18 protein-coding genes are annotated in these 23,738 nt (G+C 47.6%); 3 read left to right on the top strand and 15 right to left on the bottom strand.

The features are described 5' to 3' along the window. Positions 1–78 precede the first annotated feature (78 nt). Positions 79–1,596: an FISUMP domain-containing protein gene (locus ACJMM9_RS04410; protein WP_405324195.1), complete on the top strand. Its 1,518-nt coding sequence runs from the start codon at positions 79–81 to the stop codon at positions 1,594–1,596. Between the two features lie 121 nt (positions 1,597–1,717). Here the strand turns inward: ACJMM9_RS04410 and ACJMM9_RS04405 are convergent, their stop codons facing one another. The 6 genes from ACJMM9_RS04405 to ACJMM9_RS04380 form a co-directional block, all read right to left on the bottom strand. Further along, complete coding sequence (locus ACJMM9_RS04405; protein WP_405324193.1) at positions 1,718–4,411, bottom strand: beta-L-arabinofuranosidase domain-containing protein; 2,694 nt, start codon at positions 4,409–4,411, stop codon at positions 1,718–1,720. A gap of 171 nt (positions 4,412–4,582) precedes the next feature. Next, the gene (locus ACJMM9_RS04400) at positions 4,583–5,263 is read right to left on the bottom strand and encodes a hypothetical protein (protein ID WP_405324191.1); all 681 of its coding nucleotides are present in this window, start codon (positions 5,261–5,263) and stop codon (positions 4,583–4,585) included. Then, entirely contained in the window at positions 5,256–6,089 is an 834-nt protein-coding gene (locus tag ACJMM9_RS04395; RefSeq protein ID WP_405324189.1) for a TIGR02147 family protein, read from the bottom strand. The genes ACJMM9_RS04400 and ACJMM9_RS04395 overlap by 8 nt, the downstream gene beginning before the upstream one ends. 233 nt (positions 6,090–6,322) lie before the next feature. Further along, positions 6,323–7,894 carry a glycoside hydrolase family 5 protein gene (locus ACJMM9_RS04390; RefSeq protein WP_405324187.1) on the bottom strand — a complete coding sequence of 524 codons (1,572 nt, stop codon included), beginning with the start codon at positions 7,892–7,894 and terminating at the stop codon, positions 6,323–6,325. 178 nt (positions 7,895–8,072) lie between these two features. Next, the gene (gene gltA / locus ACJMM9_RS04385; protein WP_085491167.1) at positions 8,073–9,572 is read right to left on the bottom strand and encodes an NADPH-dependent glutamate synthase; all 1,500 of its coding nucleotides are present in this window, start codon (positions 9,570–9,572) and stop codon (positions 8,073–8,075) included. Then, positions 9,572–10,459 carry a sulfide/dihydroorotate dehydrogenase-like FAD/NAD-binding protein gene (locus ACJMM9_RS04380; RefSeq protein ID WP_290763413.1) on the bottom strand — a complete coding sequence of 296 codons (888 nt, stop codon included), beginning with the start codon at positions 10,457–10,459 and terminating at the stop codon, positions 9,572–9,574. The genes gltA and ACJMM9_RS04380 overlap by 1 nt, the downstream gene beginning before the upstream one ends. A gap of 155 nt (positions 10,460–10,614) precedes the next feature. Between ACJMM9_RS04380 and ACJMM9_RS04375 the strand changes: the two genes are divergently transcribed. Beyond that, positions 10,615–11,064: an RrF2 family transcriptional regulator gene (locus ACJMM9_RS04375; RefSeq protein ID WP_405324185.1), complete on the top strand. Its 450-nt coding sequence runs from the start codon at positions 10,615–10,617 to the stop codon at positions 11,062–11,064. Positions 11,065–11,148: 84 nt separating this feature from the next. Next, a complete protein-coding gene (locus ACJMM9_RS04370) occupies positions 11,149–12,240 on the top strand; it encodes a hypothetical protein (RefSeq protein ID WP_405324183.1) in 1,092 nt (363 codons plus the stop codon). Between the two features lie 215 nt (positions 12,241–12,455). On the opposite strand, the gene ACJMM9_RS04365 is transcribed toward ACJMM9_RS04370, so the two are convergent. The 9 genes from ACJMM9_RS04365 to ACJMM9_RS04325 form a co-directional block, all read right to left on the bottom strand. Then, the gene (locus ACJMM9_RS04365; RefSeq protein ID WP_405324181.1) at positions 12,456–13,364 is read right to left on the bottom strand and encodes a PD-(D/E)XK nuclease family transposase; all 909 of its coding nucleotides are present in this window, start codon (positions 13,362–13,364) and stop codon (positions 12,456–12,458) included. Positions 13,365–13,632: 268 nt separating this feature from the next. Next, positions 13,633–14,742: a tetratricopeptide repeat protein gene (locus tag ACJMM9_RS04360; protein WP_405324179.1), complete on the bottom strand. Its 1,110-nt coding sequence runs from the start codon at positions 14,740–14,742 to the stop codon at positions 13,633–13,635. Between the two features lie 53 nt (positions 14,743–14,795). Beyond that, a complete protein-coding gene (locus tag ACJMM9_RS04355; protein WP_405324177.1) occupies positions 14,796–15,443 on the bottom strand; it encodes an energy transducer TonB in 648 nt (215 codons plus the stop codon). Positions 15,444–15,623: 180 nt separating this feature from the next. After that, positions 15,624–16,028, bottom strand: a complete 405-nt coding sequence (locus ACJMM9_RS04350) for an ExbD/TolR family protein (protein WP_405324175.1) — start codon at positions 16,026–16,028, stop codon at positions 15,624–15,626. Between the two features lie 24 nt (positions 16,029–16,052). Continuing rightward, complete coding sequence (locus ACJMM9_RS04345; protein WP_405324173.1) at positions 16,053–16,784, bottom strand: MotA/TolQ/ExbB proton channel family protein; 732 nt, start codon at positions 16,782–16,784, stop codon at positions 16,053–16,055. Between the two features lie 38 nt (positions 16,785–16,822). Next, positions 16,823–18,565 carry a MotA/TolQ/ExbB proton channel family protein gene (locus ACJMM9_RS04340; protein ID WP_405324171.1) on the bottom strand — a complete coding sequence of 581 codons (1,743 nt, stop codon included), beginning with the start codon at positions 18,563–18,565 and terminating at the stop codon, positions 16,823–16,825. Further along, the gene (locus ACJMM9_RS04335; protein WP_405324169.1) at positions 18,562–19,398 is read right to left on the bottom strand and encodes a DUF3450 family protein; all 837 of its coding nucleotides are present in this window, start codon (positions 19,396–19,398) and stop codon (positions 18,562–18,564) included. Before ACJMM9_RS04335 ends, ACJMM9_RS04340 begins: the two co-directional genes overlap by 4 nt. A gap of 91 nt (positions 19,399–19,489) precedes the next feature. Then, positions 19,490–21,286, bottom strand: coding sequence for a hypothetical protein (locus ACJMM9_RS04330; protein WP_405324167.1), 1,797 nt, complete (start codon positions 21,284–21,286; stop codon positions 19,490–19,492). Continuing rightward, positions 21,270–23,711, bottom strand: a complete 2,442-nt coding sequence (locus tag ACJMM9_RS04325; protein ID WP_405324165.1) for a TonB-dependent receptor plug domain-containing protein — start codon at positions 23,709–23,711, stop codon at positions 21,270–21,272. The genes ACJMM9_RS04330 and ACJMM9_RS04325 overlap by 17 nt, the downstream gene beginning before the upstream one ends. Positions 23,712–23,738: the final 27 nt, after the last annotated feature.

Below are 23,738 nucleotides of genomic sequence, written 5' to 3'. Positions count from 1 at the left end.
ATTCCATGGAATCAAAATAAAGCATAAGGTCTCCCATTATAAGAGAATTTATTTATATTCTAAATAGTTGGAGGCGTTATGCGGAATTTATTCTTTTGCCTACTTGTTGGGATTTTATTTTTAAGCTGTAGCGATGAGAATCCCTCCGACATTTTCACAAATCCACCAAACGATGAATCATCTAGTTCTTTTGCAGAATCGTCATCTTCAGAAGAATTTGGATCATCATCATCTTCATTCGACATATTCTCCAGCAGTTCCGAAATCAGCTCTTCCACTTGGGCACCATATTCATATGACGAATTAATCGATGAACGTGATGGACAAGTATATAAAACAATCAAGATTGGTGAACAAACGTGGATGGCGGAAAACCTAAATTACGCTTATTCACAACCAACCTCAACAAAAGATTCTTCTAGTGAATGCTATAACAACGAACTAGAAAACTGCAAAAAATTTGGACGACTTTATTTATGGTCTGCAGCAATGGACAGCGCCGGAATCTTTAGCTTAGATGGGAAAGGATGTGGAAAAGGCAGCGGTTCATGCAAAGCCCAGCCTGCCAAAGGGGTTCGAGGTGTATGCCCCGAAAATTGGCACATACCAACAGAATCGGATATGGGTAATTATGTCAATTATGCCAATTCATCCATTGAATCGTTATACACTGTAAGACATTACTGGATTAATGAAATAATGCTTCCAGATTTTTTACAAGATAGCATTGGAAAAAAACACGCTTTTTTATGGTCTTCTGTAGACTTATACGGAGATAAATTCAATGACAACATCGTAGAAGGTATAGAATTTTCAAACTTCAGCAATCTTGTAGAAAAAACTTCCTTTCATAGAGGGGAAGTACATTCAATCCGTTGTGTCAAGGACGACAAAATAATCCAAGTTGAACATGGTACAATGACGGACGAGCGCGATGGTCAAGTCTACAAGACCGTAAAAATCGGTGACCAATGGTGGATGGCAGAAAACCTGAACTATGCCTATCCACATACATTTGACGATTTGGATTCGGCCAGCTGGTGCTACAACAACGAACCCGACAGTTGCGCAAAATACGGCAGGCTATACATATGGGAAGCAACAATGGATTGCAACGCTTTATCAGAATACACGGATGATTACTATGATTACAATTATTTTTGCACCGAACAGGTTTACAAAACAGAAGAATCTTTTAATTTCTATCGCGGAATCTGCCCTGAAAATTGGCATATTCCATCGCATGACGAATGGGCTTTGCTAAAAAGTACAGTAAACAACTTTGCAACAGATTTAAAATCGACTGATGATTGGCGCGATGACGGAAACGGTAGCGACATCCTGGGATTCAGCGCCCTCCCTACTGGGGGATGTAGAGCATCTTCTAGCAATAAATGTTTTGAAGCCGGACAAAAAACATGCTTTTGGACAACCAGACAAATAGACCGCACCATACATGATATTACCCCAATAACTTGGAACGATTATTTCTGGACAAGCATTTTCTGTCTTACAGCAACCAGCAAGGATATTTTTAACGATGTAATCGATAAATTTGATTACGCTCTTTCCATCCGCTGCGTGAAGGATGAATAGTCTCGCATCCGTAACATGGGATGTATGGATCCTCGCTTCGCGAGGATGACGGAGGCGGAGGAAAGCGTCTTTGTTTCGCGAGGATGACGGGGGCACACGAGGATGACGCATTAGAAAATGCCTAAAGGCCGTTTTTGTTGAATAGCGTGTAGCCGCGCACGAGGCCATCCTGGAAAAGGCGAACAATGTAATTGCCGTTCTGGAGACCCGCGATATCGACGTTAAATTCACTTGCGCCTGCGGGGAGCATTTGCGAAAGCTTGAGGCGCCCGTCCATTGAATAAATTTTTACGTTCATCGTTCGGGCTAGAGCTGCGGCCGATTCGATTTGAAGCGTTTGCGATGTTGCACGTACGCGAAGGCCCTGTTTTACGGCAGCAACCGGCTTGATGCTTATCGGCGGGCCTTCTACAACGGGCTTCGGCTTGTTGCGGAGGAGTCGTACGCCATAGATGCCGCCCACCATTCCCGAGCTTGCTGTAAACGAGATGCGCACAATCTTTTTGCCTTTAATCATATTGTCTGGAATCGGATACGTAACGTTCACAAACTCGTCCTTTTTCCAGCGGTTCGAAATGGTCTCGGTCGTGAGCTTTTCATCGTCAATCGAGATATCGAATGTGCGAGTGCAACCTTCGTTACCCCAGTAACGCACCATGAGGCTGAGGGAATCTTCGCTATTCGTCTCGAATTCGTAGCTGATAAGGCCGCCATCGCCACCGGAGCACTTGCCAGCGTCACGGTAGAATTCGCCCTGATGTGTGCCGGAGGTGGAATTTTCGGTTTTCATCTTGTGGTCCACTTCTGGCTGCTGCTCGCCCGGAGCAACTTTATCGACCGTCTTTTCGTCAAGTGCCAAAGCTTCTTTTTGCTCCTTTTCGAGGCGGTCGAGAATCGAGGGGTCCGTAAGCACCATCCAATACATCATGTAACGGGCATCGTGAACTTCATAGAACGGCTGCAAAAGCAGGCTCGCGTCCTTTTGCTTCGCAAAAAGATAAGGCGCCTTGAAGTGCAGCGGTTCGCCCTTTACCGGTTCCACCTTCGAGGGGATATCCTCTTTTTTACTCGCGAGCATCGGCGCCTGATCGAGCGCTTCCAGCGCTCCGGACGCGATATGACTCCAGCGACCATCATCGGCAACAAGGCCATTCAAGTTAGCCGTTCCTGTCTTTGCAGAAAGCACGATCGGGCCATGCAAAAGCGCCACGTAATCGGTCACGCCCGGCAAATCTTCGACATGCGTGTACATCGGGTAAAGCACTTCGACGACATCGCCCGACTTCCAGGACTTTCCGGCAGAAACATAACTCGACGGAGTCGATTTTTTCACGACCGTATCGCCATTGACGATGACCTTGAATTCACCTTCCTTGACCCAATACGGGTGGCGAATTTGCATATCAAAATCGCCGCTACCGGTAATCGTAAACTTGGAACGTTCACCCTTCGGGAAGGCCGTCTCCTGCTTGATTTTTATGCTCTTGTCTTTCCAATTCAAGAAGGAAGCGGCAAAGAGGTTCACGTAAAGCGAGTTGCCATCTTTCGTGTAAATAAATTGATTGTACTTGGCCGGATTTTCCATGCCCGAGCCTACGCAGCACCACATGCCCGCATTGACCTTGGAATACACGCGGTAATGGCGCGGGCGAGCCGGCGTAAAGTAGACATAGCCGCCATGCGTCGGGTGAATGGTCGAAAGGATATGGTTGAAAAGTGCGCGTTCATAGAAGTCGGCGTAATGCGCATCGTGCTTGATGTTGAACAGACGTTCCGTCAACTTGAGCATGTTATACGTATTGCAGGATTCAGGTCCTTCACGTTCTTCGATGAACTTTTTGTGATTGTTGAGCGCCGGGAAATGTTCCGAAATGCTGTTGCCACCGATTGCGATGCTGCGCTTGTTCACGACAGTCTGCCAGAAGAAATCGGAGCCCTTCTGGTACTTTTCATCGCCCGAGAGTTCTGCGATTCGTGCAAAGCCCACAACTTTCGGCACCTGCGTATTGGCATGGACATTCGTCAAGTTGTCATTGCCCTGCGACATCGGATTCAAAAGCCACTGGTGCGACCACTTCTTGGCCGCATTCAGGTACTTTTCGTCTTTCGTGAGCTTGTAGGCGTCGGCGTAAACTTCGGGCATGCCGCCGTGTTCCGTGCCGAGCATCTGCTGCATCTTGGAATCGTTCAGGCCGTTCGTAATCGAAATGCCCCAGTCGCAAAGCGCGAGGAACATCGTCTTTGCCTGTTCATAGCCCGCATAAACGTAGGCATCGCGGAGACCCGCATAAAGCTTGTGGATATTGTACCACGGCACCCAATAGCCGTTCTGCGCGCCGGCATTGCCGCTCTTCATGCTGAGCCACATCTTTTTGCCGTTGGGAACGCCACTGATATAGCCCTTGAAATTGTTGTCCTTGGAATTCTGATCCTGAATCGTCTTGAGTTCTTTCAAGATGTATTCGAGGCGATTCTTGACCTGGACGTCATCGTTATCGGCGTAATGCATCGCCAAAGCGCTCAAATAATGCCCGAGCACATGGCCGTCGAGGCCTGCCCAGTTCGGGAACTTGCTCGCCTTCGGCTTCATGCCCGCTTCTTCGTAAAACGGCGCAAGCAAGCGGTCCACATCGTAACTGAGGAGAGTTTCGACGTTCAAGTCCTGGCGTTCCTTCAAAACGCCATCCAAAAGCTGCACATCCGACAATGCGAACATGTCGGGGTAAAGCACATCCTGTGAAAATCCGAGACCGCACGCAACCCCCGTCAAAGCGAGAGCCGTGCGTAAATGTTTACCAAACCATCCTAACTTCATAAAAGCCACCTTGTTTTGCGACTTCATCTTTTTTGTCATAAAGGAGATGCCTGCTCGGCGGCAGGCATGACAAGTTCAAAGAAAAAGTACCGTCTCTGCTTAGAAAATAGATTGCAGAGCGGGCGTTAGGAATGGGGCTTAATCAATTAGTTTTGCTGATTTGACAAAGGACTAAATTCCAAAAGAATCGATATGGACGCTACTTTCACCGCAATTGACTTTGGATTCATCGGTAAAATCGTCCAAAAGGGTGTCGAACACAGCAGACTCGTCAAAATAGGCGCAATAGGCTTCGAGGGTTCCACTTTCGTCGCAGGCGCCACTAAATTCATCACTTGCATTTTGAAGCAAGCAAAGATTTTTGAACTGTTCGAAAAGCCCATCGCAGCCGCTGCCAAAATTTTCAAGTTTTATACTTCTTTCCATGCGGTTATTCCGCCCAAGCTTAAACTGGGACAAATATTTTTTTTCGCCAATTGTACAAGATGCCGAGGCACCCTTTTCTTCGGAGTACACATCTATTTGGCCCTTATTTTTTTCAACATTTCCCTTTGACACTTCGACAATTGTATATGTCGCCGAAACCCCGCATTCAAAACTGACGCTCAGCATTTCTTCACCTTTATTCACGACACTCTTGTATTTCACAACAAAAATTTCACCAACAGACGAACTACTACCCAAACTGCTATTTGAGTCAGAGCTATCATACACAGAGCTACTTGAAACCTTGTCACCTTGCGCTATTCCCGGACCAGCATTGGGGTCCACCGTTCCAGTGGCATAATTATCACTAGAGCAAGCAACAAGAACAAGTAAAGGAAGGACTAGTAAATAGAGATTCTTAAGCACGGCCGTTACCTGTTATTTTGTCTGTGAGTGGAAAGAACTGAAAGTTGATTCGGCAAACTTGATTAAAGTTTCCGCACTCGTTAGCAATGGCCACAGCCTTCTTGCAACAAGCCTTTATTTCATCGACTATTTTATTATACGCATCCTGGTTGACGCTAAGCGTCGCGCCATTAAAAAAGCGTTCATTCGCTGTATAACGATCAACAGCCCGGGCAGCCATAATGGCCATTTCCTTGTGCATCGCGCGGATGGCGATCGGGAGAGCGTCCTTGGAACCAATGACAGTCTGTTCCGTCTGCACATAAACTTTTTCGCTTTCTTTTTTCAGGAATCCCGCCTTCACAAGAAATTCCAGAACATCGCGGACTTCTTCAGCAGAGACGTACTCCTTGCATTCTTCAGCAAGGTCACGGGGGGTCGCCCCAGGCATTAGCGGTGCAAGTTCTCTAATAACGGGATATTTCCAAGATTCATAATACTGGAACGCTTCCTTGTCAACAACACGAACCTGGTGTTCTAACGCGATTCGCTGCATTTCAAGAAGAGCCGCTCTCTGGACTTCACTGTTTTCTGCATTGCCCAAAACTACAAGCTGGTAAAAAAATTGCTCTTCGTAATCAACAAGCCCCATCGACTTGGCAACTTGACACGCCTTAACCTTGCTGAGCTTGCTCTGCCCCATGGCAACAAGCTTTAAAAAATTGGGCGAAGAAAAGCCCGCGTTCCCGCAAAATTCACGCCACGAAAAAGATCCTAGACGTTTGCGTTCGTCGTAGTAATCCTGCAAATAGAGGTGGTAATCGCGGTACTCGAAAATCGACTTCATGGATTTTAAAATAAATTTTTACAATACAAAAGTCAACATTCGTATTATACAGAAAACGTTATTTCGCAGCCAGGATAGCAACTTTTTTGAGTTTTTAAATATTGCAAAGTCTATATTATACAAAGTGTATAATACAAGGAACTATAGGTTTCCGAGGTAACGAGAAAGCCCCGGCGAATGGTTACGCCAAAGCCGTCCCGGAACAAGTCCGGGATGACGTTGAGCAAGGCTATTTAGCGGACCTGGACCTGCAAGACGCTATTTTTGCACTTGGCGATGTAATTGCCCTGGCGAAGACCGTCCAGCCGCATTTGAGCCTGCTCGGCAGACATGTTATTCGTGGAGCGGACGAGATTTCCGTTCACGTCGAAGAGCATAATATCGCCGGAAGCATAAAGCGTATTGCCTTCACGGCGGAGATTCTTCGGACCACCCGCGAGAACGGTCGGCAAAGCGGTTGTTGACGAACTGCTAGGCTGCGAAACTTCACTAGAACTTGAAACTGCAACGCTGGAGCTAGACTGCGTTTCCGAGCCGCCATTGATAAAGTCTTCGACGTGCGTGACGCCATTGTTCACGTAATTGCCGAGACCATACACACCGCGCATGGCGTTGATAACATCCACCTCGAGAACCTTGCCCACCGGCGAGCTTTGACGGCGGATGTAAGCCATGTTGTCGTAGCCGGTATTGCTTTCGTTGCCCATATCCCAGAGAATCGGGGTGAGGCCATACTGCTTTGCTGCCGAGACGACATCCTTGTGCCACTGTACGCGCCCCTGCTTGTGGAGGTTCAAGTCAGAGCCGCTCAATTCCGGAGTGCGTACGTTGGCGCCAAATTCACCGACAATGACCGGGTAGCCCTTGTCCACGTAATTCGTCTTCATCTTGGCAAACTGTTCTTGCGGATGCACAATGCTCCCGAGCTTGGAATCTACAGAACCCGCCCAGGCATTGTAACCCGCGTTGTGCTTGGGTTCGCTAGCCTTGGTGTAGTCGCCATAGTAGTACTGCGGCTGAATCGGTTCGCTGGCGCCCCAATCCTGCTGACTCGTCATAAGCGTGTACTGGTACGGATCGTAATAGTGAACTTCGAACATCAAGCGGCCTTCGACCTTGTCTTTCGGGAAAGTGCTTACGGGAGCGCTTGCGACGGACTTGTCGATGTCCGTATTGAGGCCCTGAATAATCAAGGTGCGGGTTTCGTTGTTGCCGCCTGTAGCGCGGACAGCATCAATGAACGTCTGGTAATAATGCATGAGCGTAGACACATGCTGCGATGTCCACGTGTTCACATTCGGGCCAGGTTCGTTTGCACCGGCGAAGAGCAAGCGTTCGTTGTAGTTCTTAAACTTGTTCGCAATCTGCGTCCAGTAAGTCTTCATCTTGTTGTCGATAGTGTTATCAACGCTCGTGCCGATGTTGCTCTGGAACCAGCCACCTTCACCTTCGTGGTGGATGTTCAAAATCGTGTAGAGACCAGCGCGCATCGCGTAATCGACAACCGTCTTCACGGAATCAAGCCAGGTTTCGGTGACCTTGCCGCCACTCGTGTGGCTATCCCAAGCGCAAGGAATACGCACCGTATTGAAGCCAGCCGCCTTCACGGAGTCGAGCAAAGCCTGTGTCGGAAATGGGTTGCCCCACAAAGTCGGGTTGTTCGGCACTTCCATCGAGTTACCGATATTGAAGCCCATACCCATCTTAGCTTGAACTTCTTTTGCTGTAGGAAGAGTGGCTGCAGAAACAGAGCCTGCAAAAAATGCAATGCCACAGGTGATTCCTAAAATTTTTGACCAATCCATAACATCTCCTTAAATAACCTTTCTTTTGAATATAATCAAAAGAATTTCAAAAAGGCGATGTCACAAAAAAGGAAGAATTGACAAAAAGGAATGATATACAAAAAGGATGGCCGAAGCCATCCTCTTTTGAAATGCGTAAACCGATGCCGGAACGGAGTCCGGCATGACAGCCTAAGAATTACTTCTTGAGGAATTCGTTAATGCCTGCAGCAGCACGACGACCTTCGCCCATGGCGAGAATCACAGTTGCAGCGCCGAGCACGATGTCGCCACCTGCATAGACCTTTTCCATGAAAGTCTTGTTGGCGGTTGCATCTTCGAGAAGGATGTGACCCTTCTTGTCGACGGAGAGTTCCGGAGTGGTGTTGCTGATAAGCGGGTTGGAACCGTTACCGATTGCAACGAGCACGGTGTCGCATTCGATTTCGAAGCTTGCGCCTTCGACCTTGACCGGACGCGGACGGCCCTTTTCATCGGGTTCGCCGAGTTCGTACTTGTCGACGAGCATGCCACGGACGTGACCGGCTTCGTCGCCAAGAATCTTGGCCGGGTTCTGCAACACGCAGAATTCGACACCTTCTTCCTGAGCGTGGAGAACTTCTTCCTTACGGGCCGGAAGTTCGTTCATGCTACGACGGTAAATGATGCGGACCTTTTCTGCACCGAGGCGGAGTGCCATACGGGCAGCGTCCATAGCGACGTTACCACCACCAAGGACGACAACGTTCTTGCCCGGCCACATCGGCGTATCGGCATTTTCCTTGTCGTAAGCGCGCATGAGGTTTGCGCGGGTGAGGTATTCGTTAGCAGCGAACACACCGACGAGGTTTTCACCTTCGATGTTCATGAACAACGGAAGACCAGCACCGGTACCGACGAACACAGCGTCAAAGCCATCCTTTTCGATGAGGTCCTTGAGCTTGCGGGTACGGCCAATCACAAAGTTCGTTTCGAACTTCACGCCCATAGCGGCGAGAGATTCAATTTCCTTGTCCACAATCTTCTTCGGAAGACGGAATTCAGGAATACCATAGCGGACCACGCCACCGAGCTTGTGGAAAGCTTCGAAGATGGTCACGTCGTGGCCTTCGCGGCGGACGTCAGCAGCGACAACCAGGCCGGCAGGACCGGAACCGATCACAGCCACCTTTTTGCCGGTAGCAGGCTTAACGGCCGGAACCGTTGCACCACCGTTGTTGCGTTCATAGTCAGCAGCAAAGCGTTCCAAACGACCGATTGCGACAGCCTGGTTCACGTCCTTGTGCATCTTGCCCATCGTGCAGTTCATCTGGCACTGGCGTTCCTGCGGGCACACACGGCCACATATTGCCGGGAGCAAGCTCGTTTCCTTAATCTTTGCAATAGCAGCCTTGAAGTCACCTTCGGCAATCTTTGCGATGAAAGCCGGAATGTCGATGTGCACCGGGCAGCTTTCGACGCAGAACGGCTTCTTACAAGCGAGGCAGCGGTTAGCTTCGACGATAGCCTGAGCTTCGGTGTAACCCTGAGCCACTTCTTCCATCACGCGTGCGCGATAGGACGGTTCGAGCTGCGGCATCGGCTGAGCCGGGATAGCAGTCTTGTCCTTCGGCTTGAGCGGCTGCGGAAGAGCCTTAATCTTTTCAAGTTCCACCTTGGCGGCGGCGTCCAACTGTTCGCGAGTCATATGTTCAGACATTATTTGCTCTCCTTAGCCTTGGCATCTGCCATCTTGTCGATATTGCACTTGTGGCCGTCATTTGCACCGAAGCGATGCAAAGCTTCCTGTTCCTGGGGCTTGAAAGCGCCCATACGCTGGAGCATGTTGTTCCAGTCGACTTCGTGGCCGTCAAATTCCGGACCATCGACGCAGACGAACTTCGTCTTGCCACCGATAGTGACGCGGCAACCACCGCACATGCCAGTACCATCGACCATGATGCTGTTGAGGCTAACGACAGTCTTCACACCATACGGCTTGGTGGTGAGGGCGCAGAACTTCATCATGATCGGAGGACCGATAGCGATGACCATGTCCGGCTTGCCCTTGGTATCTTCGCAGAGTTCCTTGAGCGGTTCAGTCACGAGACCCTTGCGGCCATAAGAACCGTCGTCGGTCATGAAAATGATGTTGTCAGCGAGAGCGGTCATTTCTTCCTTCATGAGGAAGAGGCTTTCGTTACGGGCACCCATGATAATCGTTACCTTGTTGCCGGCAGCCTTGAGGGCCTGGACAATCGGGTGCATCGGGGCAATACCGACACCACCGCAAACGCAGACCACATGACCAAAGTTGTCGATATGGGTCGGAGAACCGAGCGGGCCAACCAAGACCGGGATATCGTCACCGACTTCGAACTTAGAAAGTTCGGTCGTCGTCTTACCAACCGTCTGGAAAATGAGGGTGATAGAACCTTCATTCGTATCGGCGTCAGCAATAGTGAGCGGAACGCGTTCACCGTTGTCCTTGTTCGTCTGGAGGATGATAAATTGTCCTGCCTTACGTTCTTGCGCGATCAGCGGGGCGTGGACGCGGAATTGGAATACCGCGGGAGATAACTGTTTTTTAAAGAGAATCTTTGCCATAATGCGAGGCAATATAGAAAAATTTTCTTACCGCTGATAGTAAAAAAATATGTAAAGGGGGGCTATAAGGCGAGGAAAAACCAATAAAATTTGTAGGAAAAATTTTACAATAATTGTAATTATATATATATTTGGTCTAAAGGAGTCAAAGAATCATGAGAGTATCTACAAAGGGTCGATACGCTATTCGCGTTATTATTGATATGGCAGCAAACGGAGAGTCCGAATTCCACCCGCTGCACAACCTGGCAGAACGTCAGGGTCTTTCCGAAAAGTATCTTGAAGCGATTCTTGGAGTCCTCGTAAAAAACAATGTGCTCGAAGGCGCACGCGGCAAGGGTGGCGGCTACAAGCTTGCAAAGCCAGCGGCTGAACTCACGGTCTGGGAAATCCTGAGTGTCATCGAAACTTCGATGAGCCCCGTGGAATGCGTCGCCGATGAGAAAAACGGCTGCGACCGAGCGGACATCTGCCCGACACTCCCGATGTGGAAAGACCTGGCAAAAATCATCAAGGATTACTTCACGGGAATTACAATCGAGCAACTGGCCCGCAAAGCCCCCAAAATTGCGCGCCCGATTTGCAAAGAGAACATGAAAGAGTAGAACTAAAAAATAGGACTTTCACGGCGGCAAAACCGCCGTTTTTTTATGCAATTTTTTTTAGTTTATCTCATCATGAGGTTTAAGATGTTTTTTAGAATTTTGATTATTTGCCTTTTCACGTTTTTAGTCGGATGCGAAGAGAAAGCCGAGCCTATTTCTTTGACAACCTACAGTGTTATGGATTCGGTAAGCCTTGGCAAGTTTTTTGAATTGAACGATACGAACGACATTTATTCAGGCCGCATCAGGAAAGTTCTTGAAGATGTAAACAAGCTTATGATTAAAGTTAACGACTCAAACGATATATTAGACACGCTAAACCATGAAATCTTTTATAGAGTTTGCTTTTCTGACATTGACGGTTTTACGGTAAAGCATCCTTGCTCCATGGATTCAACACTGCTTGTAAGCATTACAAAAAAATTGAACTACAACGATTCTGTAAAAGCTCTCAAAGTCGAACTTGATTTCATTTCCTATTCAACATCACCAGAATTCGCCAACTACTCGGAAATGTACTTGAATGAAGATGATTCGGTTGAATCCAAATGCTTATCAAAAGACGGGAAAATGTGCAACGATCTATACGCACATATTACCATTTCAAAGAAACTCTTTTCCGAAAATGTTTTAACAGGATTCGCTCCAAATTGGCCAAAAGAACAATTCGACATTCACATCAATGAATCAAACTTTGCCCAAAAATTCAAAATCGATGATTTTCTTTCTTCAATTTACGAAGAACGTCTAAAACGTAGATATGAAATGGGAAAAATAGATTCCTTGATTCCGTTTGAAATGTGTTATAAAAATGGTCTAGCCACTCCATGCGGGTTAACCAAAGAAATCAGTTCACATATAAAAAATGCGGTAGAAAAGGAAAGAGATACGTTGATCGCCATTACTTACCAACGTTGCTTCATGATGAACGATTTTGCTTTAGACGGAATGTCCAGCAAACATTTTTGCAACTCAACGGATGGCGTTCATTGCAGTGAACTTTATGCACTAGTTCGCAGAAATGATAACGTTGTTTTATACCTCTTTGATTTGAATGACTTTTCTTATACGGTTGAAGAATTAAGCCATGGCGATCCGATGTGGATTCGGTACAACGAATTGTACAAAAAAGACGGAACATTTGTAGGCTACGAGAAAAGGCATCATTCATCGTAGCCATTTACGTAAAAATTCACAGTTACTTCTCGGACTGCGTTTCGAGCAAGTCTGCGGCTGAATTCTTGGGAATATGGAAACAATTTAACAATCCCGATTTCAAAGGTGTCGAAATCGACCCACTTTTGAGGGTAGCGGGAAGCATCGCTTTCACGATGAGCTAATCTTCGCTAGATTAAACTTGCCAGAGCTATAGGAATTATCTCAACGGGACATCAGCGCTGTGCGCTGCGCCTTTTGATTTCGTCCAGAGGAATACCGGAAATAATAGCGATTTTTTCAATAGGAATATCGTTAGCAAGCATCGCATCGACCATTTCAAATCGAGTCTCAATCTTGGCACCAGCCAAACGACATTCAATTTCTTCTTTTGCAATCATTTCTCGTTCCAGTTCGGTTAGAGTGGTTTTGTCCAAATTCTCGATTTTTATGCGGTTCAAGGCTTCATTGACAAAGCCATTCCCAAAGTCAGGGAGAGGCCCGCCTTCATGCGCGTGCTTGAGCACATAGAGCCAAGCATCAACAGGACCTTTTACCTCGTCTGCGGTCTTATTGAACTTCGGCAGACTTACAATAATATACTTATTTTTGGGGAATAACATCTCGACGATTCCTCCATTCAACATTTCCTTGCTATAAATAGCCCATTCATCGATGTAATTTTCCATACAGTAAGGCAATTCAAAGTCGCAAATCCAAATGGAAATTGTTTCGGGGATTTCGTAACGCCGGTATTCCTTTTCTTCTTTTGCGAGCATTTTGAATTCTTCTGATTTATCCATTTCATGCTTGCCTTTTATAATCAAGAACGCCTTATACAATATAGTGCGGTCGATAAAGAAACTATGGTCAGCCTTTTGCATTTCAATATTGAGGAAACGCTTAGAACCCGTAGTTGCGAAAGCATCCAAAATGACTTTTCGCTCTTCGGGAATCATAAACCTTAACGTATGTTCAAACGAGTAATTCAGATTCTTGATTTGGTCATCGCCCTTCAGCTGTAGGATTCCGTCAACGAAGTCCTTGATGGCATCCTTGCTGGCGAACAAATTTTTGAAACCCGTATCAGTTCTTGGATCGATGTAGGTTTTACCTTTCAGTTTTTCAGGAATAGATTGATTCATAATTACACCTCCATTAAGTTTGGAGGTTCTAATCTACAACAGCGAATTCTCAAAAAGTGAAACTTTGCAAATTTTGCAATCAACCGTTAGCAAAATCGTTTATTTTGTCAACTATAGATTTCAGCACTTTTCCAGAGCAGAATCGTTTGCGAAGCCGCATAAAATAAGGTATATTCAAAAGTAGGTCTTATAGGGGCTCTTTTTGAACGGGGTTAAAACAAAGGAAGCCGGACTCGACTCCTTAACTTTGTCTCCCCCAAAATGGATTTCACTTCTCGGACTGCATTTCAAGCAAGTCGGCGGTGAGGGAAGCATCGTTTGGATAATATTTTAACGCAAGCTTCAGCAGGCGCACGGATTCTTCCGTGCGCTTTTGAGCATGGGCATCGTAGGCCATATTCTTGAATCCAAAGACGGCTTCGGCGTTTCCGTTTTTGGCGGCGAGCTCGTAGGCATATTCGGCGCGGTCATAGAACTTGGCGTCGTACGCGAGGTTTCCCATAAAGATGGCGGCATCAGAGAAATCGGGTTTGATTTGCAGAATGTTATTTAAGATTTCCATCGCGATGTAGGGCTTTTTATCTTCGGCAAGGACGTCGGCAAGCTTGTACATAATTTGCGCATCGTCGAGTTTCACGCCGAGGGCTTCGCGGTAGGCATTGGCACTTTCTTCGAAATTCTTGTTCAGGCGGTAGACGTCGCCGAGATACACGAGAAAATCGGATTCTTCGGGATGGAGCGTGTAGCCTTCACGGATTACGGCAACGGCTCGGTCAAAGTCGTTCAAGGCAATGTTCGCTTCGGAGAGCTGGTAGACAATGCTGATGTCATTTTTGTCGAGACGGTAGGCGTTTTCGATGGCGCGGAGGGCACCGACTTTGTCGCCGGTTTTGGTGTAGGCTTCGCCAAGGTAAAGCCAACCGGAAATGTTATCGGGGTCGAGTTTGAGCGCACGGTGGTAAACGGCAATGCATTCCGGGAACTGCTTTAAGCGGAAGTAGACGCTAGCCATGTTGAAAAGGGCGGGTGCAAAATTGCCTTCGGAGTAGTCCACGGCCTTGCGGTAAGCGGCGGCGGCTTCGGGATATTTGTCCATCTGGTAATAGCTATTGGCGATGTTGAAACTCACGGCAACGGGATCGGCGCCGCGGTCTTCGGCCTTGCGGTACAAGAGGATGGCCTGCTTGAATTTTCCACTGCGATAAAGAGCGTTTGCGCGTTCCATCAAGTCAAAAGACGATTGCGCGGCAAATGCGGGAAGCGCGAGGAAAAGGGAAATAAGCAGGACAGACGAAAGATGAGAGACGAGAGACGAGAGTGACGCAAAACAAGAATCACCCCGTTGTCTACAATACCTATTTACACATTCATTAAACATAATTTTCTCTTTTGCGCGAAGCGCCATTATTGTTCATCCGTCTTTTGTCTCAATCAATCTCTAAACTTCACTTCGAAGGGTTGTTCCATTCCGCAGAAGGCGACGGCTTTGCCATCTTTTTCGGCGGGTGCAAATGTCATGCGAGCGATAGCATCCTTTCCCGCTTGCGCAAGTCCAGAGCCTGCGGGAGATTCTTCAATGACCTTGATGTCGTACGCACGGCCTCCGACATCCACACAAAAACTGAGACGAAGCGTTGCATCAATTTCGCGGTCACGGATTTGCGGCGGCACTTGGAAATTTGCGACAGAGCGGCTTTCTGGCTTTTTATCGACATCGCCTTTTTCTGTAGAGAGCGCGCCACCTCTGAAATCGGCAACGAGTTCGCTATTGATGGCGGCCCCTGCTGTTCCAGAAACAGCGCCGAGAGCCATAGCAAAACGCGGACCCGCTTTAGGCGAGCGCGAATTGGACTTTTGACGGTTCGGCTTGCGAGCAGTGCGTTTTTTCTCAATCTTCTTTTCGACTTCTTCAACCTTTTTCACAGAAACTTCGGTCTTGACGAATTTCTTTTCGTGGAAAATTTTACCCGTCAAGAACAAGTTCGCCATCGTCACAGAGAATACGAGAACCATGCTCGCGAGAATCGCCGCGAGAAGGATTGTAAAACGCTTTAAAAACTTTTTTATAAACTTTTGCATAATTAAAAACTTAACTGGATTCTTCGTCCCTACGGTCCTCAGAATGACAAGATGCTATTTCAAGAATTTATTGGATTGCTGCTCCTTCGAACCTAACGCGACTAAGGAACTAAAGTTCCAAGTCTTGTATATCGCTACGCTCGCAATGACGTGTTCTTGGTACATTCCGTTTACAAAGCATCACTCTGCTTGGGCGGCGATGGAGACTTTCTTGACGCCGGCCAAATTGCACATGTCAATGACCTGGACGAGAACGCCTGTTTCAGATTCCTTGTCGGCAATCACGACAGCTTCGCGGCCAGGCGCTTTGGCAAGAGACTGTTTCAAGATGTCTTGCAGGCTCGCCAAATCCACCTGGCGCTCGTTCATGTGAATCGTCCCTTCGCGCGTGATAGCAATGAGCAAGTTTTCCTTTTCAAGTTGACTTGCCGATTGCGCTTGCGGCTTAGTCACATCGACACCCGTTTCACGAGTGAACGACGACGTCACCACAAAAAAGATGAGCAAGATGAACACGATGTCCATCAGCGGGCCCATTTCGATGCCCACGTCTTTCTGTTTTCTTCTCGGTAAGTTAAAGTCCATTATAAACTCCTTAGATTGCTTCGCCTACGGCTCGCAATGACGAGTAAAGCGAGAGTTCTCGGCATCAGTTTCATTAGCACGGGCCGCAAAATAGTTGTCGATTACAGTTGCACCAAGTTCCATTTCCTGTTTCAAGATTTCGATGCGTTCGTCCAAGCGCTGTTTCAAGAGCGTAAGCGGGAACGCTATCAAAAGACCGCTCTGCGTTGAAATCAACGCTTCCGAAATTCCATCGGCCATCAGCACGGGGTTCTGGTTTCCGTATAACGTGATCACTTCAAAGGTCGAGACCATACCCGTAACCGTCCCAAGGAGGCCAAGTAATGGGGCGGCTGCGGCCATCACCATGACGATGTGGTTCCCTTGTTCCATGTAACGCACGCTTTTCATCATGCGCACTTGCATGTAGTCGCGGAATTCATCATAATTCTTTTGCGCAATTTCAATCGCGTAAGAAAGCTCTCTCGAAAGGAATCCACCGCGCTTGCGAAGATTCTTCAGAGTTGCCTGAATACGATGTTCATCAGAATTCAACTCGGTTCCCGCATCAGACTTTTCGCCGGTCAAGTTGCGCTGCATACGCCTTACGACTTTATGGATATCATTCTTGAAAAAGTCGCTACCGATGCGCAGCCAGCTCGCAAACAGGAAGTAGAACCCAACAACGCCCGCCAAGAGGATGGGGAGCATCACTACCCCACCCGCCTCGTACGTATTCCGCAGGGATTCTATGAATATGTAATGAAAATCAGTCATAATTCAGATGAGATTGTTTTGGCTCGCAATGACGTATTTTACTTACTTTCCTTTCCGAAGACTTTATTCATAAGCGAGGTGCTTTGCACATAGAGTTCGCTGGTAATCTTTTCGATTTTTTCGCTCAAAAGACCGTGCAAAATCATCACAGGGATTGCAATGACAAGGCCCATTTCGGTCGTGACGAGAGCTTCGGAAATGCCGCCTGCAAGTACGCGGGCATCATTCGTCCCGACTTCGGTAATCACGGTAAAGAGCGTAATGATACCCGTCACCGTACCGAGCAAGCCCAAGAGTGGAGCAATCGTACCCATTGCCGCCAAAAGGCCCATGCGGCGTTCGAGTTTCGGCTGTTCACGGAGCAACGCTTCTTGCAGGGAGCGTTCCGCATTTTCGCGAGTGTCATTCACCTTGTTCAGCACCGCAAACAGCACCATTGCAAGACTCGTCTCTTTCTTGAGGCAAAGATTTGCTGCTTCTTCGTACTTTTTCTCGGCGACAAGCGCATCCATCTTCTTGGTAAAGCGACGGCCGAGATGACCACGATAAGAGAGCATGATGAATCGTTCAAGGAACAGGAGGAGGGCAATAATCGCCACGAGCATCAACGGATACATCACAATACCGCCCTTCTTGAAGAACGCCTTGAATTCTTCGGTCCAGGTAAGTTCCTTTGTATCGGTGATGGAATTCTTGATGGCCTTGTTCTGTAGCACATCCAACGGAATCGCGATAATCGCAGACGGCGCATCTGTTGCAGCACTCGTCACCGAACCTGCCTGGTTCACAGCAGCCTTGATGTTCGCCGCCATTTCCGTCGGCAAATTCGCATTCCATTCAAAGACCTTTCCTTGCAAAGCTCCAGAACGCAATAACGCCTGCACATCGCCATTGTCGTTTGCCACTTCGCCGAGGAACACCGTTCCCAAGCGCAAACGATTCACGTTCACATCCGGGCGCGTACCGACCTGCGAAAGCTCTGCACCATAAGACTGCGTATAAGTGACTTCGTGACGGGCAAGCAAATCTGCCATGTAGCCCTGTACCGCAGCAATCGTATTTGGCACTTTCTTTTCGGCTTCGGCACTGGCGCGTTTCAAGTTCAAAAGGCGCTTGTTCATTCCGACCGGATAATCGCCCGCCACATCGCCAAGCGTCTTTTCAATCGAAAGCTTCACTTGCGTGTTAAGCGCATCAAATGCAACCTCTTCGCTCTTGGATTTTTCTTCGGCTTCTTCGGTGACGTTCTTGTTCGCCATCACTTCTTCGGTGACGCGGCCAAGATCTGTCGAAAGCTTGGAATAGCGGCCGTCCAGTTCGCGTGTTTTATTCTGGTGTTCTTCGGTCAGCTGCGATTCGGCATAGCGGTTGCTCCAATGCTTGGCATCGAGCTTTTCAAGGGAATCCGCTTTTTGCATACGGATGCGAGTGAGCGTTTCGACTTCGCGCTGCAAATTGCGCACTTCGACTTGCAACAAGGAATCCTTAATGCGGGCTTCGTCTTCGGCGCTTTTCTTGTCGCTGGACCACGGCCATGCAAAAGCAGAGGAGGCGAGCATTAACACGAGTGCAAAAATAACTCGACGCATAGATTGCTTCGTCACCGAGTTCCTCGCAATGACGTTTTTTTCTCCGCTCAGGATGACACCATTTCTCTCGTCTTTGCACTCCGTGCAAGACTGGTCGGCTCGGTCATGAAAACAAGTAAACTTGGTTTCACGACTCTCGCCTCTTTCGTCTTTCGTCTGTAGGGCTTTACCCGTTCTTTCGTCTAAAATCATCTCACGCCTCCCACAACAGAAAGGCTTACAGGCAATTTTACAATCTGAGGCGGCTTTTTCGCCTGTTTCACATCAATGGCAAGCTTCACGGCAGCGCGTTCCTCAAGATTCAATTCTTCGTTCCATTCGTAAACAACTTTATCGTTTTCGAGCTTACGTTCCAGGCGACCGTAAGAAGCGCCATTTTCATCGATATAGACCATCCACTGGTTGCCAATGCGGAGAATCGTTGCATTCACAATTTCGCCGTTCTTGCGAGTAAGCGGGCTATTGACCACGGAAACTTCATCGCCGAACTTGATTTCTTCATTCACAAGCGACTTCATGCGAGAAAATGCTTCTTCTTCAGTCACGTTACCGCTTTCGATTTCGCGCGTCAAGGATTTTGCACGGTCAAGGCGCTTGTCGCGTTCCCACGGGAGCGTCTGCGCAATTTGCATTTCGAGCTGTTTGCAGATTTTGGCAAGTTCGCTGCGCAAGGCGCGGCGCTTGGCAGCCACGTTATCGCTCTTGTTCTTTGCGCGAGCCTGCTTGTTGCGTTCCTGCTGGAGGCTAGCGGCCACCTTACGGATTTTCGCATTCAGGCTATCAATTTCCAGATTGCGGCGTTCCACATCGGCCTTGTAGCGCTGTTCCAGCAATTGGCGATGAGACGCATCTGCACGCAGCATCGAATCCGTCGATGCAATTCGAGTATTCAAATTTTGAATTTCAGAATTCAGCTTTTCCTTTTGCAGTTTCAAGTCGCGAATTTCGGACTCGTAGTCTGCAAAGGCAAGGCCCGAAAGCGAGAAAACAAGGACTGCAAAAGGCAATATATTCAATCGTTTCATAACTATTCCAAATAGGTTGTCTCTAAATTACATTATTTAAACACCTTGACCCATCAAAAGTGTCACCGTGTTTGATAAAAATTTTCAAGAATCATTGACATTCTACACGACCATCCTTGAGACTGCACCAGTTCTCGCAAATTTTGGGTTCTGCGCCCAGTCCATAGCACACATTCTCGACCTCGCGTTTTAAGACACTAGACTTTAATTCCTGGAGATAATAACGGCTCACAAGCGCAGACTTACACTGTTCGTACTCATCCAAATTCCAACCACGGTCAGCGCACCAGAGCCACAGATATTCCTTGCAGTAATTTTGTTCAGGATCCTCCAAGCAATCCCGTTTTAGCGCAGAACAATCTGCAATGTGATTACTTTCAAAATTACTTGCCACGCAATAGCGTTTCAAGCCGTCTGCATAGGCGTTCGCCTTGTCTTCCGCATTGACCGTATCCGGCAAGAACTGAGACCACTTCGTCGTATCAAGCATCATCGCAGCTTTTACATTAGACGCATAGCAAGTCCTCAAGCCCCTATTATAGACAGAATCCCTATAAAGCAAAGCAGCCTTTTCATTAGCCTCCACCAAGCCTTCTAAATAATGCACATCTTCACCGGACATTCCAGAACAAGCAACATCCTGATAAAGCCTACACCCACGGGAATCCCAGCTATCGGAATTGTCGCCCTTAGTGTCTTTACAATTCGCCCAAGCGATGTGAGAAAAGCCTACAGCATCGCCAGTAACTTCTATAGTAACCGTCGTTTTTGCCATTCCGCTAAACACGCCCATTCCATTCTGGATATTCGACTCCGGAACAAAACGTGAATCCGAAACCGATTGCTTCACCTTCTCCACATAGTCAATATACGCGTCATCGGTCGAATAAAGGTCAACTGAGAATGTTCCTATCGGAAGCATCATATTCATCAGGTAAAGCGTGTCAAGATTTTTATTTCCAGCAACCGTACGATTCGATGAAAAACCAAGGTTTTGCTGTTCTTCCAGAGGATCATGCATAGAAACTCCCCTGTACCCCTTTTCATCGGCATCGGTCATTCCCTTGAACATCTGGTTCATCGTCGTATTCTGCGATTCACCATCCCTTATGTCGTAATTCATAATCGAAAGGACGCCACGCACAGACTGATCGTAATCCAGGGCCACTTTTACAAATTCCATATCCATCGGAAATTCCAAAAAGGATACCGTAAAATCCGGATCAAGGAAAAAACGCTTTGAAGTATCGTTATTCCGTTTTTCAATCCACTTATACGAACCATCTTGCTGAGGAGCGTTCATGCCCTTGATTTTCACAGCATTCGGGATCGTCGCGACCGCTTTATAAGTCGATTTCACCATATGGCCAGCGCTATCCCATTTAAAGGAAGCGTTCAACTCATACGATTCGCCCGAAATTGGGTGAAGCATATAAGGCGTATAAAAACAGTTTACCTTCAACTTGTAGCTATCAAGTTGAATCGTAGCATTTACAGTTTCCTGACTGTTTTTACGAAACAAACCGCTAATCGTCACATCAGCGCTGTCATAGAAAGCGAAGTCTTGTGAAGAGGCTTCGTCCAATTCATACACTTTTGAAAAACAGACATTAGCATCACCATCGGCAAGGATATATCCGTACGTATAAATTCCCGTATAGACTTCACGGTCTTCGGGATAGTATTCCCACGGGCCATGAAAATCGCAGGCCGCGAGAAAAACAGACAAGAGAATCCAGACGAGAGACGAGAGGACTCGCCTGCAAGATCCTTCGACGGAGTTTACCCTGAGCTTGTCGAATGGGTTCAGGATGACACATTCATTCTTTCTTTCGTCTCTAGTCTGTAGCCGAGAATCGGCGTTCTTTCGTCTAAAAGTAGTATTCATAATTCAACATAATCGGTAAAAAGGGGAACTGAGTAATTTCTGTTTTCTTCGGCGGAGTCTTGCGCGTATCGTAGAAAGTGAAGAACATGTTATCGTGATTCGTCAAATTGATAATAGTCCAGCTAAAGTTCCACTTGCCTTCGCGTCCCATGTCAATCGCCTTCAGGTCAATCCTGAAATAGTCCGTCTGGCGGCCAGCATTGCGGCTTCCTGGAAGAACAACGATATCGTCTGAATATCTTTGCGTTCCGATTTCCTGCTGCAAGTAATAACCTTTGTACTCACTAATCGGCATTCCCGACGAATACTTGAGCGCCAAGGAAGAGCGCAAATAACGCCCCTTTTTCTTATGCTTCCAAAGGGCATCTTCATCGCCCTTCCAATTGATGCCCAGATCCATCTTTAGCGCATACGGTTGATGCCAACTCGGGTAATACGCCTTGGTTCCGTCATTGGAACGCGCAACGCTGATGCTCTGGCTCCAGTTAATTCCACCGAACCACCAGCCTTTATCTTTGCGGAGCGAAAGTTCATAACCAAAGGAATATCCATCAGCCGTTCCAAAATTATCGGCAAGCACTAATTTTTTAGAAGACGATTCATCGCTACTATCCTGTTTCATCGCAAACGTATTCAAGTTGTTCTGCGTCTTGTAATAAACTCCAGCCGTAAAATCGTAACCGTCAAACAGGTCGCGATGGCTATACTCCGCCGCAAGCAACCACGATGAAGCGGGCTTGATATGTTTGCCATCCGTCGTTGTCGTTGCCGGGTAATAGAACTCGTTTAGCGTTTCCTGGTCGGTATACACAATCGAATTCATATACTGCAAATAGTAACCACCATAAAGTTCCAACGACTTCGTATCGTCAAGATTGATGTTCAACGAGGCTCGCGGTTCTACGCCAAAGTGCTTTGATGCCGTCTGATAATTGAATCGCAAACCGTATTGCAGCAAGTAATCCGGCGAAATCTTCCAGGCATCCTGCACATAAGCCACATGATGGAACGGCTTTTCAATATCAGCAACCGAGATCGACGCCATCGATTCTTGATACCGTTCATAATCGTATTCCAGTTCGTAGCCCAAAGTAATCGTATGGTTTTCAATACCGCGATAGTTGAGCCACTGCTTACCGGCAAACGTGTAAAGGAGCATTTCAATCGACATGAGGTCGCTCACCTTCATCGTCTGGTAGAACTTACTGTAAGCGAGTGTCGCATTGTAGTCCCAGTTGCCATTGATGCGGTGGTAGAATCCAAGCGGGATTGCGATGTTTCCCCAGTCCATATAAAGCGGGTCAAATTCCAAGCGGTCCTTGCCGATATAAAAGCTGAGTTTCATGCGCGTATCTTTAGAAAAGTCGTACATGAAGGTTCCCTGCAAGTCCGTAAATTCGTAATCGAGGTCAAGGTCCAAAAGTCCAATCGCATTGCACAAATCAAGGACATAGCCGATGTAGGTCGTACGGCCTGCAAGCACCCAACGCGCAGGACCCTTATGGCCTTCGGTATGGAGCTGAGCCGCAAATGTACTGACCTTGATGCTCGACTTGCTGAACCATTCCTCCACAGAATCCTGACCGCCCGCGCGGCCATCCATCTTGAGCACGGAACTCAAGCGATTGCCGTACTGTGCCGGGAATCCGCTCTTGTAGAACTGCACATCGTCAATGCCTTCGACGAGGAATGTACTGAAAAGTCCGAAGAAATGCACCGGCGAATAAACGACCGCATTATCGAACAGGAACAGGTTCTGGTCGGCAGCGCCTCCGCGCACATAAATCTTGGAGCTAAAATCGGAACTGGCGACAACGCCCGGAAGCGCCTGGATGCTCTTGATAACATCCGCTTCGGCAAGGCCCGGCATACGCTTGATGGATTTGGCGCTCACCACAGATTCACCCGGCTTGCGCTTGGGACGGCGACGCAGCTGCACCACGACTTTCTTGAGTTCGGTCACCTTCGAGTTTGCGGTTCCCGAAGCAAGAAGCTTTTCCACATCGACATCGGATGTGCTATCGGAGATTGCCGCGCCTTCGGCAGAGTCTACAGGCTCCTTCGACGCCATTCCTAATTTCGAATTCCGAGTTCCTAATTCATCTACCGTGACTGCGTCGGGGCCAAGCGTCTTGCTGAAAGTACTATCGTTTCCGAAATACAAAAGTTCATAGCATTTTTCCTTTTCAGCACCGGACGTATCGGAATTTGTCACACAAATGTTCCAGAGCGTATCGGCAGGGAGAACCACGCTAAAAGGAGTTCCCACGGTCGTCTGCAAAGCCTCGCCCGTTTCAAGGATTTCGATATTTAGCTTTTCACCAGATTCAAACGAATCATCCTGAACAATTCCATTGAAGATTAGACTATCGCGGGCTGCGGCAAGCGCAACCATCATCGACACAAAAACAACAATTTTCAACATAAAACTCATTAAATTTCCTAAACCTTT

It is taken from the genome of Fibrobacter sp., assembly GCF_045112255.1.
GTDB lineage: Bacteria > Fibrobacterota > Fibrobacteria > Fibrobacterales > Fibrobacteraceae > Fibrobacter.
This window is presented reverse-complemented; position numbering and strand designations above follow the sequence as displayed.